This is a genomic window from Shewanella sp. WXL01 (assembly GCF_012263345.1).
In the GTDB taxonomy this organism is placed as follows: domain Bacteria; phylum Pseudomonadota; class Gammaproteobacteria; order Enterobacterales; family Shewanellaceae; genus Shewanella; species Shewanella maritima.
The window spans coordinates 121,554-138,450 of the sequence record NZ_JAAIKQ010000008.1 but is presented as its reverse complement, the minus strand read 5'-3'; the positions used below and the strand labels follow the sequence as shown (position 1 = coordinate 138,450).

Annotated in this window: 15 protein-coding genes; 10 read left to right on the top strand and 5 right to left on the bottom strand. The window is 44.1% G+C overall.

Going from position 1 to position 16,897, the window contains the following annotated elements:
• Nucleotide 1 precedes the first annotated feature (1 nt).
• Complete coding sequence (locus G3R49_RS16175) at nucleotides 2–1,690, bottom strand: alpha/beta hydrolase (RefSeq protein ID WP_245335387.1); 1,689 nt, start codon at nucleotides 1,688–1,690, stop codon at nucleotides 2–4.
• Between the two features lie 87 nt (nucleotides 1,691–1,777).
• On the opposite strand from G3R49_RS16175, the gene G3R49_RS16170 reads away from it, so the two are divergent.
• From G3R49_RS16170 to G3R49_RS16140, 7 genes are all read left to right on the top strand, one after another.
• Complete coding sequence (locus tag G3R49_RS16170; RefSeq protein ID WP_167870348.1) at nucleotides 1,778–2,155, top strand: GntR family transcriptional regulator; 378 nt, start codon at nucleotides 1,778–1,780, stop codon at nucleotides 2,153–2,155.
• Between the two features lie 75 nt (nucleotides 2,156–2,230).
• Entirely contained in the window at nucleotides 2,231–3,100 is an 870-nt protein-coding gene (locus G3R49_RS16165) for an ABC transporter ATP-binding protein (protein WP_167870347.1), read from the top strand.
• A complete protein-coding gene (locus G3R49_RS16160) occupies nucleotides 3,097–4,431 on the top strand; it encodes an ABC transporter permease (RefSeq protein ID WP_167870346.1) in 1,335 nt (444 codons plus the stop codon). Before G3R49_RS16165 ends, G3R49_RS16160 begins: the two co-directional genes overlap by 4 nt.
• A 124-nt stretch (nucleotides 4,432–4,555) precedes the next feature.
• Nucleotides 4,556–6,355, top strand: coding sequence for a long-chain fatty acid--CoA ligase (locus G3R49_RS16155; protein ID WP_167870345.1), 1,800 nt, complete (start codon nucleotides 4,556–4,558; stop codon nucleotides 6,353–6,355).
• Between the two features lie 137 nt (nucleotides 6,356–6,492).
• Nucleotides 6,493–7,104, top strand: coding sequence for a GyrI-like domain-containing protein (locus G3R49_RS16150; protein WP_167870344.1), 612 nt, complete (start codon nucleotides 6,493–6,495; stop codon nucleotides 7,102–7,104).
• Between the two features lie 121 nt (nucleotides 7,105–7,225).
• Nucleotides 7,226–8,014 carry an Mbeg1-like protein gene (locus G3R49_RS16145; RefSeq protein ID WP_167870343.1) on the top strand — a complete coding sequence of 263 codons (789 nt, stop codon included), beginning with the start codon at nucleotides 7,226–7,228 and terminating at the stop codon, nucleotides 8,012–8,014.
• Between the two features lie 47 nt (nucleotides 8,015–8,061).
• Nucleotides 8,062–8,463, top strand: a complete 402-nt coding sequence (locus G3R49_RS16140; protein WP_167870342.1) for a thioesterase family protein — start codon at nucleotides 8,062–8,064, stop codon at nucleotides 8,461–8,463.
• Between the two features lie 173 nt (nucleotides 8,464–8,636).
• On the opposite strand, the gene G3R49_RS16135 is transcribed toward G3R49_RS16140, so the two are convergent.
• Nucleotides 8,637–9,065, bottom strand: coding sequence for a thioesterase family protein (locus G3R49_RS16135; RefSeq protein WP_167870341.1), 429 nt, complete (start codon nucleotides 9,063–9,065; stop codon nucleotides 8,637–8,639).
• A 197-nt stretch (nucleotides 9,066–9,262) separates the two neighbouring features.
• Here G3R49_RS16135 and G3R49_RS16130 point away from each other — a divergent pair, with 197 nt between their 5' ends.
• Nucleotides 9,263–10,321, top strand: coding sequence for a hypothetical protein (locus G3R49_RS16130; protein WP_167870340.1), 1,059 nt, complete (start codon nucleotides 9,263–9,265; stop codon nucleotides 10,319–10,321).
• Between the two features lie 103 nt (nucleotides 10,322–10,424).
• Here G3R49_RS16130 and mtnC read toward each other — a convergent pair whose 3' ends face one another.
• Nucleotides 10,425–11,105 carry an acireductone synthase gene (gene mtnC / locus G3R49_RS16125; RefSeq protein WP_130599935.1) on the bottom strand — a complete coding sequence of 227 codons (681 nt, stop codon included), beginning with the start codon at nucleotides 11,103–11,105 and terminating at the stop codon, nucleotides 10,425–10,427.
• A gap of 233 nt (nucleotides 11,106–11,338) precedes the next feature.
• On the opposite strand from mtnC, the gene G3R49_RS16120 reads away from it, so the two are divergent.
• The gene (locus G3R49_RS16120; RefSeq protein WP_245335386.1) at nucleotides 11,339–12,538 is read left to right on the top strand and encodes an alpha/beta hydrolase-fold protein; all 1,200 of its coding nucleotides are present in this window, start codon (nucleotides 11,339–11,341) and stop codon (nucleotides 12,536–12,538) included.
• A gap of 49 nt (nucleotides 12,539–12,587) precedes the next feature.
• Here G3R49_RS16120 and G3R49_RS16115 read toward each other — a convergent pair whose 3' ends face one another.
• Together G3R49_RS16115 and G3R49_RS16110 are read right to left on the bottom strand one after the other, a co-directional pair.
• Nucleotides 12,588–15,365: an alpha/beta fold hydrolase gene (locus tag G3R49_RS16115; RefSeq protein ID WP_167870339.1), complete on the bottom strand. Its 2,778-nt coding sequence runs from the start codon at nucleotides 15,363–15,365 to the stop codon at nucleotides 12,588–12,590.
• A 56-nt stretch (nucleotides 15,366–15,421) separates the two neighbouring features.
• Nucleotides 15,422–15,955, bottom strand: coding sequence for a hypothetical protein (locus tag G3R49_RS16110; protein ID WP_167870338.1), 534 nt, complete (start codon nucleotides 15,953–15,955; stop codon nucleotides 15,422–15,424).
• 272 nt (nucleotides 15,956–16,227) lie between these two features.
• On the opposite strand from G3R49_RS16110, the gene G3R49_RS16105 reads away from it, so the two are divergent.
• Entirely contained in the window at nucleotides 16,228–16,671 is a 444-nt protein-coding gene (locus G3R49_RS16105; RefSeq protein WP_130599937.1) for a dCMP deaminase family protein, read from the top strand.
• Nucleotides 16,672–16,897: the final 226 nt, after the last annotated feature.

Below are 16,897 nucleotides of genomic sequence, written 5' to 3'. Positions count from 1 at the left end.
ACTATTCCTTATCAGCGGTGGCAGTAGTTGATGTGCTAGTGTCGCTATCTGTCACCAGCTCGACACCATTGGCATTTAGATAAAAGCTGCGGCGCACATCTTTATTAAGGCAGCTGCCATCAATGCTCATTACATCTGCCGTGTCGACTAGCTCGGCAATGAGGTCATTACCACAACTTTGATACGCCACGCCGTGGGTCGCATACGGGGCGATAAAGTGTTGCGCGTTGCTTAGTTGCTCGGTTGCCATAGCGCCCCAGTTGGGTGGCGTTGCAGGGTCAATTTCACCTGATAGCAGTAGTGTTGGTATGTCGCTGTTAATTGGCGCGCTAAAGCTGTCGTCCATTAACGGCATTTGCCACACATCGCAGGTTTTCTCTAAACCATCAAGCATGCTGCCGCTCATGTAAGACACCTTGGCATCTTTGCGCATTTGCTCAGTCACTCGGTGAATATCTTCGCTACATACCACGCTGGCGTGCATGCCCATTGCGATACCTGTGCTGTCTGCGGTAAGGGCATAAAGGCCTAAAATTGGTTGGAAGTCATCTTGCTTAGCCTGATGAATCGCGTGTGGCAACAGTGCGCGAGTGGTAGGCGAATACATGGCCATGCGGATGGCACCATTGAATTTGCCACGAGTCATAAGCAAGGTTTCTGGCGAATTGGTTAGTGGGTCGCGAACCTGCTGGGTGATTGGCGCGTTGGCAAGCTTGTTGTCAACATCGCGGAAATCTTGTTCAAGATCAGGGAAGGTTTGCTGACATGCCTGATTGTTGCGGCAATCGCTAAATAACAGGTTCAAGCCACGTTCAATAGCGCCGCCAATGGCGATTACGCTTTGTTGCATCGGCACTATACCATCAAGGGTGACGGTTTTAAGCGCTTGCGGGTAGTGACGCATGTAAAGCTGCGCCATGCGGCTGCCGTAAGAAATGCCATAAAGATGCAGTTGCTGATAGCCAAGGTATTCACGCACTGCTTCAAAGTCTTTTAGTGCGGTTACGCTATTGTACTGGCTGATATCTGATGGGTTGTTCTTCGCTATCTCATCAATACAGGCTTGGGTCGACTCACCTAAATTCAGCTCATCATCGTTGAACGACAAGGTAAACATGGCGTCATCTTGGCATTGAAGCTGGTTTGATTGACCTGTGCCGCGTTGATCAATCAGCAGGATATCGCGCGTTTGACGAACCTTAGTCAGCATGCGGTCGAACCCGGCTGCGTTTTCAATAGCCGATTGACCAGGGCCACCTGCAATAGCAAGTAGCGCCTCATTTGGGTAAGAGTTCTTGATTGCAGGCAAAATGGCAAAGTGAACATCAATATGTTTGCCATCTGGCTTGTTTGGATTCTCAGGTACGCTGATCTTGCCGCACTCGAGCTGCTCAGCCAAACCATCTAGGTAGCAAGACTGGGTTTTTGCAGTACTCTTTATCGCGCCATTGACTTTAGTGTCGTCAGCAATCGAAGTTGGTGTATTAGTGGCTTCATTCACCGCCTCGGCCTTTTGCTGAGCTTCATCTTTTGTGTCAGCGCCAGTGCTTACATCAGCCCATAATAGCGAGCTAGTAGCCAACCCCATTGCTAGCGTCAGCGTCTTTAACCCCATAGCTACAGCGCGCTTGGGCGCAGTAGAGCTGGCTTGTGATGCCGTCGCTTGGGTGAATAACGTCCTGTGGTTCATGGTGCATTTCCTTTTTGCAATTCAGGATGATTATGTTACCTTACACTAAGTGTATGGGTGTATCAATGTATTAATACAGTTAGGCTAATGTTAGAACTTATCAATGTCAACCCCAATAGTGGGGAACCAATTTACCGCCAGTTACATGATCAAATCGTGCGATTGATTGTGGGTGGGCAAGTTCAGCCCGACGACACCCTGCCATCAGTTAGGCAAATAGCGGAGCATTTAACCGTGAACCCGATGACGGTTTCGCGAGCGATGCAGCAGTTAGTTGAGCAAGGCTGGGTTGAACGCCGCCGTGGTCAGCCCTCTCGTATTGCTCACCGCGATGTGCCTGAGTCCAGCAATAGTCAGAATTTACTTCAGCCTCAAGTGACTGCATTAGTTGAGCAGGCAAGCCAGCTTGGGGTAAAACAACAAGACTTGATTGAGTTAATTCGCGAGCAGTGGCCCCAAGACTGATAAATTCGTCACCGGCTTTTAAGCCTCGCGCAGTGAGTTATAGCAGCAACCATTTTTCAACAAAGGATGTCGTTAATGGAACATGAAATGGCAGCGATACTGGATTTTCAGCAGGTATCAAAGCAGTTCAATACCAAGCAGGTAACCAAAACAGCGTTGAATAAGCTGTCGATGACCTTGTACCCAGGCATGGTCGTGGGTTTGCTCGGGCAAAATGGCGCAGGTAAGTCGACCTTGATGCGCTGCGCTTTGGGCATTTTGCCGATTGATAGTGGCGACATCAGCACTCTGGGTGCCAACCCTCTACAGTTATCTACCACGGCAAAAAGCCAAATAGGTTACGTGCCGCAGCAGCCCTTTGGCTATGAAGGCTTTACCGTTGAAGGCGCCCTTGAATTACACCGCAGCTTTTACCCTGATTGGGATGCCGAGCTAGAGCAAGATTGGCTGGCGCGCTTTGATTTAGATGTTACGCAGTCAGTACAAAAGCTATCTGTCGGTCAAAGACAGTCTTTGGCGTTAATTATGGCGATGGCCTATCGTCCTAAATTGCTGATTTTAGACGAACCAGTTGCCAGTTTAGACCCAGCAGCAAGGCGTAAATTTATGGGCGACCTGTTTGATTTGGCCCTAGATTCTGGTGCTGCAGTGCTGTTTTCGTCGCATATCACCTCAGATCTAGAACGGGTTGCCAGCCATGTTGCCATGATTAAAGATGGCGAATTGGTGCTGTTTAAAGAAATTGATGATCTGCGCCAGGACGTCAAACTACTTACACTCACCGATGATGTAGCGCTGAGCGAATTAACTGATGAGATGCAAATATTGAGTCAGCGCTCTGGTCGCTGGGTAGTCGATACTCAAACCCCATTAGATGGCGTTGCCGGTGTCACCAATGTGCAGGCAATGAATCTAGAGCAGCTGTTTATGGAGCTACACCCATGAGTCGTGAGATGGGCGATAATATCGACAACAGTATCGACAATAACATCAACAAGGCTCAGCAGTTCGCTCCAGCAACAAGAGTGCGAGTTAGCCCATTTAAAGGTATGTGGCGCTTGTGGTTTTATGATCTTGGCTGTTTAAGCTTTTTACTGACGGGCGTTGGCGGTTTTTTATTGCTGCCGTTTCTGATTGAGCCTGAAAAAGTCGAAGTCGCAGGGATCATCATTTCAGTGGCTGTAGTGTCAATTTCTATTGCTATTATCTGGCAAATCAATCGCCTTAAAGGTACTGAGTGGAGTCAACTCGTGCCTTATTATCGGCGCAATATACTAGTGCAGTCGGCAACTGTTTATGGAGTGATGTGGCTGTATCTCGTATGTTTTATCAACTATTTAGGCTTGAGTGAAGTATGGCCTAAAGTGATTTCATCTGCCGCGGTTACTATAGTGTTTTTAGCGTTAACTCTGCACCGCAGCCAGCTATTTAACGCAGCGGTCTTAGTGTTTTTTGCTGTGCCTTTTGTTGAGTATTTAAATCCTTATCTGACTACCTTGTTGGCGATTGCCAGCTTAGGCTATGTGCTGCTTAGTAAAAGCGCTTTTGAGTGGCAAGGTGAGGCGAGAGTGACTTACCTTAATGGGATGGAAGCTGGTTGGTTTTGGCTGCCCAGTTTGCACCACAACAAGTTAAGTCAAAAGCTTGAGCAGTGGCTATTTCCGGTCAATTATTTTATGGGGCCAGCGTTAGTCGTGGTGATTGTGCTACTGCCATTTATTGCCATTGCGATTGGCGTGGCAACTATGATGTTTGATTTTGATTTTCCACTGCAGTTTATTATTGGGCAAATTGTGGTGATCACTTGCGGTATTGTGCATTGGAGCCGGGTACAGCGTACACGTGCATCAGAAAGCCTGTTTATGTTGCCTTGCTTCAATGGTTTGTCTGGATTGCAGCAAGCCTTTTATCAAGGGCAGTATCGTCTTATCGCGGTGATGGTCACCATCATGCTATTTAGCAGCTTAGTTGACGGTTTGCTCAGTCAAAATCTCTCTTGGCAACTTACCTTACACATTGGCTTAAGTGCTTATTGGGGCTGTGGTTTTGCCCTAGGCGCAGGCTCGGCAAGTCGGACTAGTTTACACATTTCACTAGCCATGTTTATTGTTGGTGTTCACTCAGGTGTGATGTCATTCAGCTTTGTTGACTTTAGAGACGGCGAAAGCTTGCTACCTTGGTTAGTTGCCGATGTGGTTTTAGTGGTAATTGCACAACTATTGTTAATGTTTGGTAAACGCAGACTATGGCAAAACGGTGTTATCGATCGTAGCTGATAACAAATCAACTGAAAAACTGATCTCGCGCAACTGAATTACCGAAAATTGCTTAGTGATCGCTCGCCCTTGATGTAGAATGCCGTCAAAACGGTACACGTGTAAGCTAAAAGGGTTATAGCCGATGTCTTTAGAAAACTACCATGTGGTGCGATTACTGCAGCAACAAAGCCGCGCACTAGGCGATAAGGTCGCGTTAGAGGGCTTTGAAATGTCTGCGCCATGGGCGCAAATCAGCTGGCGTCGCTTTGATGAGATCTCCCATGCTATCGCGCTTGCCCTAATTGAAGTCGGCTTTAATGTACAAGATAAAGCCGTCATCTTATCTGCTAACTGCCCGCAATGGACCTGTGCCGATATCGGCATTCTGAAAGCTCGCGGTGTTGTGGTACCGGTTTATCCAACCAGCACAGTTGAGCAAGCTGCGTATATCGTTAACGATGCGCAGGCGAAAGTGATTTTTGCTGGTGACGATGCTCAGTATAAAATGGCTTGCGAAGTACAAGCACAATGCAACAGCGTTGAGCACATTGTGGTATTTAATCGTGAGGTCGAGCTTAACTCTGACAAGCATATTCATCTTGATGAGCTTGTAGCTCGTAGCTTTAGCGCTGCAGATAGCCTGACTCTAACTGAGCGTCTAGGGCAAACTTCGCTAGATGACCTACTTACACTTATCTATACCTCTGGTACAACAGGCGACCCGAAAGGCGTCATGTTGGATTACCGTAATATCGCATCAACGATTTTGCAGCATGACCAAAAACTTGCTTTTAATCCTGGTGATGTGTCGCTTGCTTTCTTACCGCTTTCGCACGTATTTGAACGTGGTTGGAGCTTCTACGTGTTATGCCGTGGTGGTCACAACGTTTACCTAAACGACACTAACCGTGTTAAAGAAGCCATTGCTGCTGTGCGCCCACATACCCTTTGTGTAGTGCCGCGTTTCCTTGAGAAGGTTTACAGTGCTGTGCATGACAAGGTGGTAAAAGCGCCTACCGTGCGCCAAAAGCTATTTGGTTGGGCGATTAATGTTGGCACCCAGATGTTTGAAGTCGGCCAAAATCGTGCTCAAGGCAGCCTAGGTTTATCACTGCAACACAAGCTGGCAAACAAGCTCGTGTTTAGCAAGCTACAGCAGGTACTAGGCGGACGTTTGAAGTTTATGCCATGTGGCGGTGCGGCACTTGACCATAACGTAGGCAACTTCTTCCATGCTATTGGTGTGCCTGTATTGTGCGGCTATGGCATGACAGAAACCGTAGCGACTGTAACCTGTAATACTTTAGACAACCGCGTGCCTGGCTCAAATGGTCAGCCGCTGCAGGAAACTCAGGTTAAGCTGGGTAAAGATAACGAAATCATGGTGCGCGGCGATACCGTCATGCGTGGTTACTACAACCGCCCAGAAGAAACTGCTGCAGTATTTGAAGATGGTTGGTTAAAAACCGGTGATGCGGGTCGCTTTGACGAGCACGGTAACCTATACGTAACCGACCGTATTAAAGAGTTAATGAAGACTTCAAACGGTAAGTACATTGCGCCGCAACGTGTTGAAGGTAAAGTGGCGTGTTGCCCGTTTATCGATCAGGTTGCGATTGTGGCCGATGCGCGCAACTATGTGTCAGCCTTGATTGTACCGGCATTTGAGTCACTCGAAGCTTGGGCGCACGAGAAAGGCATTAAGGTTGAAAACTCACTAGAGTTACTACGCCACTCTCAAGTTGTTGAACACTTTGAAGCGCGCCTAAAAGAGCTGCAAAAAGAGCTTGCAGGCTTTGAACAAATTAAAAAGTTCACCTTGTTGCCTGAAGCTTTCTCGGCTGAGAAAGGTTTGATTACGCCAACTATGAAGCTGCGCCGTAAGAACATTTATGCCAAATACATGAGCGAGATTAACGCCATGTATGGCAAAACTTACTAACGTTAGTTAGAGCACAAGTTACCTGAAAGGACGTGCAAGCACGTCCTTTTTTATTGCCTACAATTTGCTGATGTATTCGCACGATTTAGTTAGCAAATAGTGAAATCTAGAGTGCTACCAAGATATAGGGGTTAGCGATGGAAAAACGAGATTATAAAAAGCTATTGAGTGAGTTTTACAAAGCGTCCGCCAAGAAAGTCGTGGCAGTTTATGTACCTGCAATGAATTTCCTTACCGTAACCGGCAAAGGTGAGCCTGGTAGCGAGTCGCATCAGCAGGCGATTGAAGCCCTGTATAGTGTGGCCTACACCTTGAAATTTATGATTAAGAAGTCTGAGCTGGCTATCGACTATGGGGTGATGCCACTTGAAGGTCAGTGGTGGGCAGATGATATGAATGATTTCATCACAGGCAATAAGCAAAACTGGCAATGGCAAATGATGATCATGCAGCCTGAGTTAATTACTCGCGAGTTGGTTGAGCAAGCCATGCAAACTGTAGCCGCCAAGAAAGACTTACCAGCATTAGACAAGGTACAGTTTCAATCTATTGCCGAAGGGAAATGTGCGCAAACCCTGCATGTGGGGCCGTTTAGTGAAGAAGGGCCAACCGTTGAGCGTGTACATCAGCATATTGAAGGTCTAGGCGGACAGTTAAGTGGTCGCCATAAAGAGGTGTACTTGTCTGATATTCGCCGCGCTCGCCCTGAAAACTGGAAAACCATTATCCGTCAGCCGTATTCTGCATAGCCATGAGTGCTTTTAATAGTCACTGAGTTGTCATTTTTGTGTTTTAAGCTGGGCTGAGTCATATATGTATGAGGCTTGGCTGCAATAGTTCCTAAACTAGTTAGCCAAGATAAGCAGCCTAGTGAAGAAACTCAAACGCTACCAATATGAGCGCTATGCAGTGCTGTGTAAAGTGGTCTACAAGCGCGACTTTACGCCGTTCAAGCTTGGGTTTGATAGTGAGCATTATCATCAAGTTGCCAACCGCTGGGGACATATTTGCGCAAGAATACTGTGGCAACCCAAGCGCCAAGAAGTGCTGGTGGTGTTTCGAGGTTCGCAAACATTCAATGAGTGGTTTATTAATCTAAGGTGCTGGCCTAGCAAGCATATATTCCGCGGTGGATTTTATAATGTGCACTCGGGTTTTAACTATTTGTTAGAGCAACAAGCTAATCCTCTCCCGCCAAATTATCAAAGCCATGAAACCGTATATCAACAGTTGCAACAAGTGCTTGCCCCATTAATCACACAAGGTAAGCGCATCACCTTAACCGGGCATTCATCAGGCGGCGCTATGGCAGTATTGGCGGCCGATAGGTTAGAGCGATCTTACCCTGGCGCAATTAAGCGCGTGGTGACTTTCGGTCAGCCGTCGGTTGGCTTTCGCAGTTTTGCCAAACACTATTTACTGAGTAGACGAACCTATCGTATTTGTTGCGATTTAGATGTGGTGACTTTTCTGCCGCCTTTACCTGGGATCTACTTTCATGTGGGAAAAATGTTGTGGCTGCACAATGAGCGCATATACGACAACATTCATCCCGTTAACCGCTTTATATTAAGCTTTTTTAGCTGGGTATTGTCGCCGTTTACTTATCATTACATGCACAAATACATCAGAGATAAGGACTTTTTTGATGATATTTAAGCCTTGCTCTACAATGCCCGCAGCATTATTGAATAAGGATATGTACTGTGACGACTCAATTTTCTCTGGATATTACCCCGCGCTTTTGTGAAACCGATGCTTTAGGGCACATCAATAACACAGTGATCCCAGTGTGGTTTGAAGCAGGTCGTGAGCCGATTTTTGAAATCGTTAATCCAGGGCAAGATTTAACGAAATGGAACATGATCCTTGCTGGCTTCAACATTACCTTTGCCGCGCCAACCTTCTACGGTAAAACTGTAACAGTGAAAACCCACGTAAGCCGTATCGGTAACAGTAGCTTTGTTATCACCCAAAGCTGCTGGCAAGAAGGTAAAAAAACTGCTGAAGCGCAAACCACTATGGTGCACTACAACTATCAAACCGAGAAAAGCGAGCCATTATCGGAGCAGGTAAAAACTCAGCTAGCCCAATTGACGGGCGAGTAATAGTGAAGGGTTAATAGCGGCGAGCAGTGAGTAGCTATTTCTAGGCTGCCAACCGAATAAAAACGGCTTTGTTAATTATCAGATTAACAAAGCCGTTGTTGTATCTGCGCTTTAATCTACCCGCGTTTATACCAATTAGGATAAGAATGATCACATTCTTATGCTAATTGGTATTATGCTTGCTCATGGGTTTTGAGTGCATCTAATAGCTCAGGTGAAATATCAGCTTTTTGGCCTGTCTTAAAGTTAAACATCACTATTTTTGCCCAACCTTGAGTGGTCACCGCTTGCTGCGATTTACTGTAAACATGGTAGTGCATGGTAAAACGGTCTTGCTGAGTCTCGCTAACGCTAACGCCTACTACCAGGTTATCTGGGTATACCACTGGGCGCTTAAAGCGAGCATTAGTTTCGCTTACTACGGGGCCAATTCCTGATTGATGCAAGTCTTTGAGAAAGTTGATTTGGGTGAAAAAGTCTAGCCTTGCGGTTTCAAAGTAACGAAAGTAGTTGGCATTGTTCACATGTTGCAGGGCATCCATTTCACCCCAGGCGACAGGAATATGGGTGTGAATTGGGTACTTGGCAATAAATTGTTCCATGATGCAGTCCTTGGCTTAGCTTCTAGCTTAGTTATTAGCTTAATTTCTTAGTCTTGTAGAATTCGTTGTGGATAATACGACAAATAAATTATTCAAACGGTCGTTTTGAATAAATAATCTACCAATAAGTTACTTTTACAACAACCACTAAAACGCGATATGTTAAAGGCTTGTTTATCTAGCTGTTAGGAACAGTCGTGCTTAAATCCTTGCCCAACTTTAAAATTGTTGCTGGTCGTGCTTTAGTTGCTTCATTCTTCGAAACCCTGCTGCAACCGCTTAAAGTACTTAGAGATAAACTCTCAATGTCGCAAAAACTTTATTTGGTGGCTCTGATTATCTTGATTACCACTCAGTCATTAGCCTGGGTAGGTATTTTCAGCGTGATAGGCATGGCAATTGAGTTTTGGCCTATCTTCGAGCGTATGTGGCATAGCCTAGCAGGCAAAGCGTTTTTCTTGCTGTTTTATGCGATAGTTGCCAATTTTGCACTAGCCACTGCTGGCAGTGTAGTAAATGAGGTTGTTGGCGTTTCTGCTAGCCACTTTAATTACACTCATAACTTCGCCATTTTGCTTTATATCCCTAAGTGGATAATTATCACCAGTTGCTTTGCACTGATATTGATGCAGATGTTGCTGCCTGTTTACGCATTTTGCGTGTGGTTGCTTAAGATGATGGGAGTTAAATTTAAGCGCCTAACCGATCATCAAGATTATCATCGAATCACTTACTGGGTTCGTTTGGTGTTAGCCTGGGTGATCATGTATCACTTACTCATGTTTATCGGCGTAAATGATTTAGATGACGATGGACACGAAGAGGCAAAGCAAGTTCAATCTGAGCTTGTGCAGCCCTCTGAAGACCACGAGCAAACTAAAGTCGCCGTTAATACTGGAGAGTCAAAGGATGAGCTTGCACAAGACAACCAATTAGGTGAGGTGCAGGTGTTAGCTGATTCAGATGAGAAGCGAGATGATACGGGGCTGGTGGTGATTAACTCTGATCTTGCGACCGATGAAATTCAGTATCAGGTGATTCGTGATGACTATTTTAACGCGGTGCGAGAAGCCATTGCCGTTTTTGCTTTTTATCTAGAAGCCGATAGTTTCTCTCGTTGTAGTAAGGCGCAGAATAGTAAGGTGATGGAGCTCAATGATTATGAGTTTTTAGAGATAACTCCAAATAACAAGGCAAAGTATGGCTTTGATTTTGAAGTGAAGAAATGCGTATCTCCGGCATTTCCTGCGAGTTAATTAACGTGAGGCTCAATACAAAAAACGACCGCAAGCGGTCGTTTTGTTTTTAAGTCTGTTCTCTTCTATCACCCGAATCTTAGGCGTTAAGAACGCAAATTTATTAGCCTAATTGCAGCTCGGCAAAGTTACTAATCGTTTTAAAATTGCCAGTACGCTGCGCATCGTCACGTACCATTTGGCAAGTTACCATACCTGCAGACTCAGCGGCTTTTAGCTCCTCAACTACGTCTGACACAAACAGAATTTGCTTAGGCGTCAAGCTGATGGTGTTGCAAATATTGCTGTAGGCCTGCTTGTCTAACTTGTTACCGGTGCGAGTATCAAAGTGGCCGTTAAATTTAGGTGTTAGGTCGCCGTTATCGCTATGGGTAAATAACAGCTTTTGGGCATCAACCGAGCCTGAAGAGAAGCTATATAAGCGCACATTGTGAGCCTCAAGCTTTGGTAAAAACTCGATAAAGTCTGGGTAAATATGGCCAGTAAACTCACCTTGGTCATAACCTTGCTTCCAAATTAAACCCTGCAGGGTTTTCAGTGGCGTGACTTTACGGTCTTCATCAATCCAAGATTCTAAAATCTCAATAACACGTTCCAGATCGGCATCTTGCTCTAGGGCAATGTCTTTCACGTCGCTAATGCAGTAATCAACAAGCACATTGTCTTGGTTTTGTTTAATGAATTCAGCCATTGCTGATTTGGAGTATGGGAATAATACATCCTGAATAAAGTTTAAATCGGTAGTAGTACCTGCAGTATCAACAATGATTGCTCGAATACTCATAGTGTGTCACGACTCCAAATAACAAAGTTTGCTTAGCCTCGATCCTATGCTTTATTAGCCTTTATGGCTAGTGAATTTGTTGCTCGTTAGTTGAGGATTTATAGATAAACGTATCTGTAATGCAAGTTGATGAGTTACAAAGGAATAGGTTGCTTAAGAATTGTCCTATTGTATTTGAGCTGTTAGGTTAGCATTTACTAATTCAAGCTAATCAAGCTAACTTTAGGAGCCACATGATTACTTCATCATATCGTCTGTCATCAACACTGATGCTTTTAGGCATGCTATTTATTGCGCCGCTGTTCATGCCGCAGGTTCTTGCCGAGCCAACATCGAATATTCAGCAGCATGAAGCTTATCCTAAGCCGATACAGCAGGTATTGAGCGTTGAGTCAGAGTTGTTTACTGAAAAAAGCGCTGACTTTATGGTGAGCTTACCCCACAACTATCAGCAAAATTCAGCTAAGTCCTATGTTGTGATGCTTGATCTACATCCACGCTCGCATTTGTTGCACACAGGTATGCACGACTGGATGAGTCACAATGGTGGCTGGCCTTGGTTAGAAACCATCATTATAACTGCACCCGATGGGCATCAGGGGTTAGGCAAGTTAAAAGAGCTAGCCATTGAAGAGAAGGGCAATCAGCAACTGTTGGACTTTTTCGAGCAAGACTTGTTGCCAACAATTGACCGCAGTTATCGCACTAATGGCTTTAAAATCTTAAACGGTTTTACCGGTAACGCAGGGCTTGGTTTGTATACCCTGATTAATCGCCCTGAGCTATTTAACGCTTATATCGCTGCTAGCCCAGTGCTGAGCCGTGACTTTGGTTATGTGCTTAAAGATGCCTCTGAAAAACTCAAAAACCTCAAACTAAAGCAGCAGCGGTTCTTGTTTGTATCAACTAGCGATAGTGGTTACGAGCAGGGTCAGTTGCCGTCGTTCGCTGAGTTAGAAAGTATTCTTAAACAAGCTGATAACTCGATGCTTAACTATAAGGTGCAAAGGTTTGATGGCAGCTATTATATGACCCAACCTGTGTTGGCAACTGCTATGGGTATTGAGATGATCTTCAATGATATCCACAACACAGTGCAGCCAGATTCTGAACTCGGTAAACAAGGGGCGCAGGCGATATTAGCGCACTATAAAACCTTGTCGCAGCAAGTCTACGGCTTTGAAGTGTCAGCGGTCGGCTCGCTAACAGCGTTGGCGCAGTCGCAATTTACCGCAGATGCCGAGCAAGCTATTGCTACGCTAGAACTTGCCATTGCCAACTACCCGACTAATCCACACGCTTTAGCCGCGCTCGCTGAAATCTATATCGAGTTAGATAATCAAACCAAAGCCAATAGCTTATTGCGTAAAGCTATGACCCTGACCGAGCATCCATTTTGGCTTAATAAGTGGGGTAAGTTGGTGAAAGAGTAGTATTTGGATGGAACCAGCGGCTTATTAAAAGATGCCGCTGGAATCTGGTTTACAGGCGGATAAAATCTTGTTCTAACAATACATTACCTGAGCTATCTTTTAAGGTGACTTTATAGGTTCCTTTGCCATCGATATTAGTCAAGCGGTAGCTAGAGGACCAGTTATGTTTTTGATCTCCCCACAACATAGATGTCCACTTAGTTTTTTTCTTTCCTTCACTATCAATAAACTGCCAATGCGCGAATACAGCAGCTTTTTCTTTGCTAGAATTGCTGTCTATCGTGAATTTGATGCCTACAATGTCATCGTCACTAAATTCTGAAGACGTTATTTTTTCGGCAACATTTTCGCCTGAAGGGGTCAATAGTCCCATTCCATTGAGATTGATGTTGGTTACATGCGCTTTAATATCTAGCTCTTCTGCTAAGAGTGTCTTTAGAGAGTCAATAACTACATCATTAGCTTGTATGTTTGCATAGATACGAGCGAGCACTGTCTGCCGCTCTTTTTTGTTGAACTTGACATTTTCATGCTTTCGGTCAATTTCGGGAATGTCCTCAATATGGTTTATTGATAGAAGCTCGATACATTTTTGAATGTCCTGTTTTACAACCTCACCTATACAATAAAACTTGGCTAATCGAACTTTAGCAGCAGATGAGTAACCTAGTTTGTCAGCTTGTTCAAAATAGCTAAAAGCTTGTTGTGCATCATACTCAATGTGTAAGTCTTGAATGTGCATTAATCCCATTTGATAGTTTGCTCGGTCATACCCCAGCTCTGCTGATTTTTTAAACCACCTAATCGCATCTTTACCTTCGTCTGCATCTAGGTGGATCTGCCCAAGCCGGAAATTCGATTCGGGGTGGTTCATTGAGGCGGCTTTAAAGTAGTACTTTTGAGCCGTTGAGCTGCTTTTCTCAACCAAACTATCAAAGTGACGCACTTGTGCTAGCATTTCATAGTCGCTGGCTAAATTTGCTAATTCCGTATCATCTTTCACTAATGCATCATAATCTTCGAGCTCAAGTGTGTCCTTGAGAAACTCTGCAATGCTAATCGCTTCATGCTGTTGCCAAAAGAACTTGCTGTGACCATGTCCAGTGTCTTTGTAATAGAGAGTCTTCGGTGAGTTGCCTTTTTTATCTAGTATGTATTCGAGGCGACGAGTGTGCTCAAACTCAGCGATAGGGTCTTTTTTACCAGCAATAAGTAAAGTCGGAGTGTTATAGCTGTTCAGTAAATATAGTGGTGAAGTTAGCCCAAGTTTGCCACTGTATTCACCAACTACTTTTGCTGTCATCTCTCGATATTCTGGTGTGGATTTGATGTTTGATGAGTTGAACAGTAAGGGTAAATCGTAAATACCATATGCACCAACAACGCATTGGTAATCGTTTGGATGCTGAATTGCTAGCATAACTGATGAGTAGCCACCATAACTTGCGCCAATAGCGCAGCGGCGCTCAAAGCCATATTGTTGCACTACATGGTTAACTGTTTTGGTGATATCTCGCTCTATATCTAGGCCAAATTCACCTATACCACTCTTTTGGAAAGATTTACCAAAACCTGCAGAGCCACGAAAGTTTACTCTCAAAACAGCAAAACCGCGACTTACATAAAACTGGCTTTCTGGATTGAAATTGTTGTAATCCCTCACACCTGCTGGGCCACCATGTGGAACAACAAGCAGAACTTTATTGCTTAGCTCTGGGGGAGGTAGGGTTAAGTAGGATTCAACGACGAGACCATCATCGCTTGTCACATCAAATTCAATTGCTTTGTGCAATTTGTATTTGGCAAGTTCTGGGTAACGCTCTTCAATTAACGTCGCCAAATTCTCTTGTTTGTTATAGAGGTAGTAGCTGCCAGGGTCATCAGATGAAGAAACAAAGACAATCTGGTGCTGATCATTGCCAGCTATTGGCATGACACTTTTACCTTCAAAAGACAATTTTAGCTTTTTTTGTTCAGCAGAAGCTGAGTTGTCGAAGTATTTCTCGGTAAGCAGCCCATCTTCGTAGAAAGATACCGAGTGTAAGTTGCCCCGAGAATTAAATTCACTTGACACTAAGTCATACTGTGGATGCTCGTATATCAGCTCTAAGTATTCTTGAGATTTAAAGTCAAACTTATACAGGCCTACTTTGTCTGAGGTTTGGTTACTCAGTACATACATGGTTTTTTTATCAATGAATTGAACAGGTAAGAAAGTGTGTTCATCGGATGTCATGGTAAAAAAACTACGCCATTTATAGTCATCGAGTTGGCGGTAGTAAAACTTAATTTCATGGTCATCGACGTTTACTTTAAACGAGAATAAAGTCCTTTTGTTTTCGTCAAAAAAGTAGCGATGTGCTTTACGCCTTGAGGTTTCAAAGAGTGTTTCTTTAGAGAAGTTATTTGCTTTGAACTCTGCAATAGTGAGTTTGTGTAGCTTTTGATATTTCCCGGATTGTAAGCCAAATAAAATCTTACCCGAGTAATCAAGTGTACTGACTAAATTGCCAGATAAATCAAGATGAGTGTATGTCGGCTCTATTTTTTCCTCGGCATTGCGAATCGTCAATATGCCGAGCTTTTGCCTTCTGTTTTGAAACGTTTTTAGAAAAATATGATTGTTGTCTAACCATTGATACTCCAAGATCAGTGAGCCCGATTCCAGGCGCATTAGCTCGACGTATTCGTGGGTGGCGATGTCAACTAACGTTAGTTTGCTTTCTTTTTCTTCGAATTGAACCGCTGAAATGTGATTGCCATCTGGGCTTAATGCAACCTTGGCGATAGCTGGCATTGTATATAGTTTGTCGGCCGGGATCGGCATTGCGTGCGTTTGATTGCATATCAATAAAAGGAAGGTGAAAATTAAATAGATTCGCTTCATAATTTAGCCTCCCCTGCAACTTTGTGAGCGTATTGGAAGAAGCTATCTTCTCCGGGGCCTGAGTAAACCAATTCACTCGATTGATATAGTTTAGGGTATTCTTTTTCGATGAATCGTAAAGCTTCAGAAGATTGGTTTTCTAATAAAATCTTGCTGCCGAAAAAGCCGAATTCGAAATTAAAATTACCGACGTAATTAACCTTGCCAGGAATGATGTCGAACTCCCAAGACTCATCATCCAATTCAAAATAATAATATCGCGACAATCTGACGTTCTCGAAGGTATATTTTCCTTGGGGGAGCTCTGCAATAATGTAGTTGGTGCCACTTTTTAAGTGCTGTTGAGTGAACATGAAGTTCTCAGGACCATCGATAAAAATTTTGTGCAGCTCGGTATTGGTGTCGAATGAGATGAGCAAGTAACCAGCTTCGGAAGAGGTTTTGTTATCAGTGTCGTCTTTAATTGCTGTGATTTTTTGGGCGCAGCCAGTTCCTAAGAGCACTAGCAGCAGTGCGAAGTATTTTTTCATATTGAGTCCATTCAAAATATAGCGTAAACAGCAGCCATTTATGTTGTTGTTTTGTTAAGAATATCTAATAAACACAATAAGATGTCAAATGTACGGTAAATGTGTGAACGTTGAGAAAGGCAACTATTATTGTGAAAATTTGCTCCAGCGTTATGATTGACTAAATCAGTAAAGTATTTCTGCAATATTATCTAGTTAAGGTATGATACATCAGTAGGTTAGGGCATTTTGCGTACCCAGAGTTCAGGTAAATAAACTTAAGGGCAGTGATTATGATTTCAAAATGGGCGAAACGATTTTTTCAAATGGCGGAGCTAGTTGGCTCTTGGAGTAAAGATCCCTCGACTCAGGTTGGCGCGGTGATCACTAAGCATAACCGCATCGTCTCAGTTGGCTTCAATGGCTACCCTCATGGCATATCGGACAGTGCAGAGACTGACGATCGTGATATGAAGCTACTGAAAACCTTGCACGCTGAAGAAAACGCGATTTTGTTCGCTAAGCGCGACCTTGATGGTTGCGATATTTGGGTTACTCATTTTCCGTGTCCAAACTGCGCGGCTAAGATTATCCAAACAGGTATTACCGGCGTGTATTGCCCAGAGCAAAGTCAGGACTTCTTATCGCGCTGGGGCGATAAAATCAAAATCAGCCAAGATATGTTCTTGCAAGCCGGAGTAAAAGTAAACTGGCTTCCTGTTGACGAGCTTGAATAATTATTAAATCACGTGAGTCATCGCTAACCATGTTATCGATAACGAAACTATCGTTAACTAAGTGTTAGCTCGCTATATTGTTTTATCTAAAACCGACCTAGTGTCGGTTTTTTGTTGCCTATATCAAATTAAGTAAGTGATAACAGCGCAGCATTCAATCATTCCCTGATGAGCCGTTCTAGCTTGTTAGTCGGCTTAACTGCATAAATTTACAAAGTAATTTTCC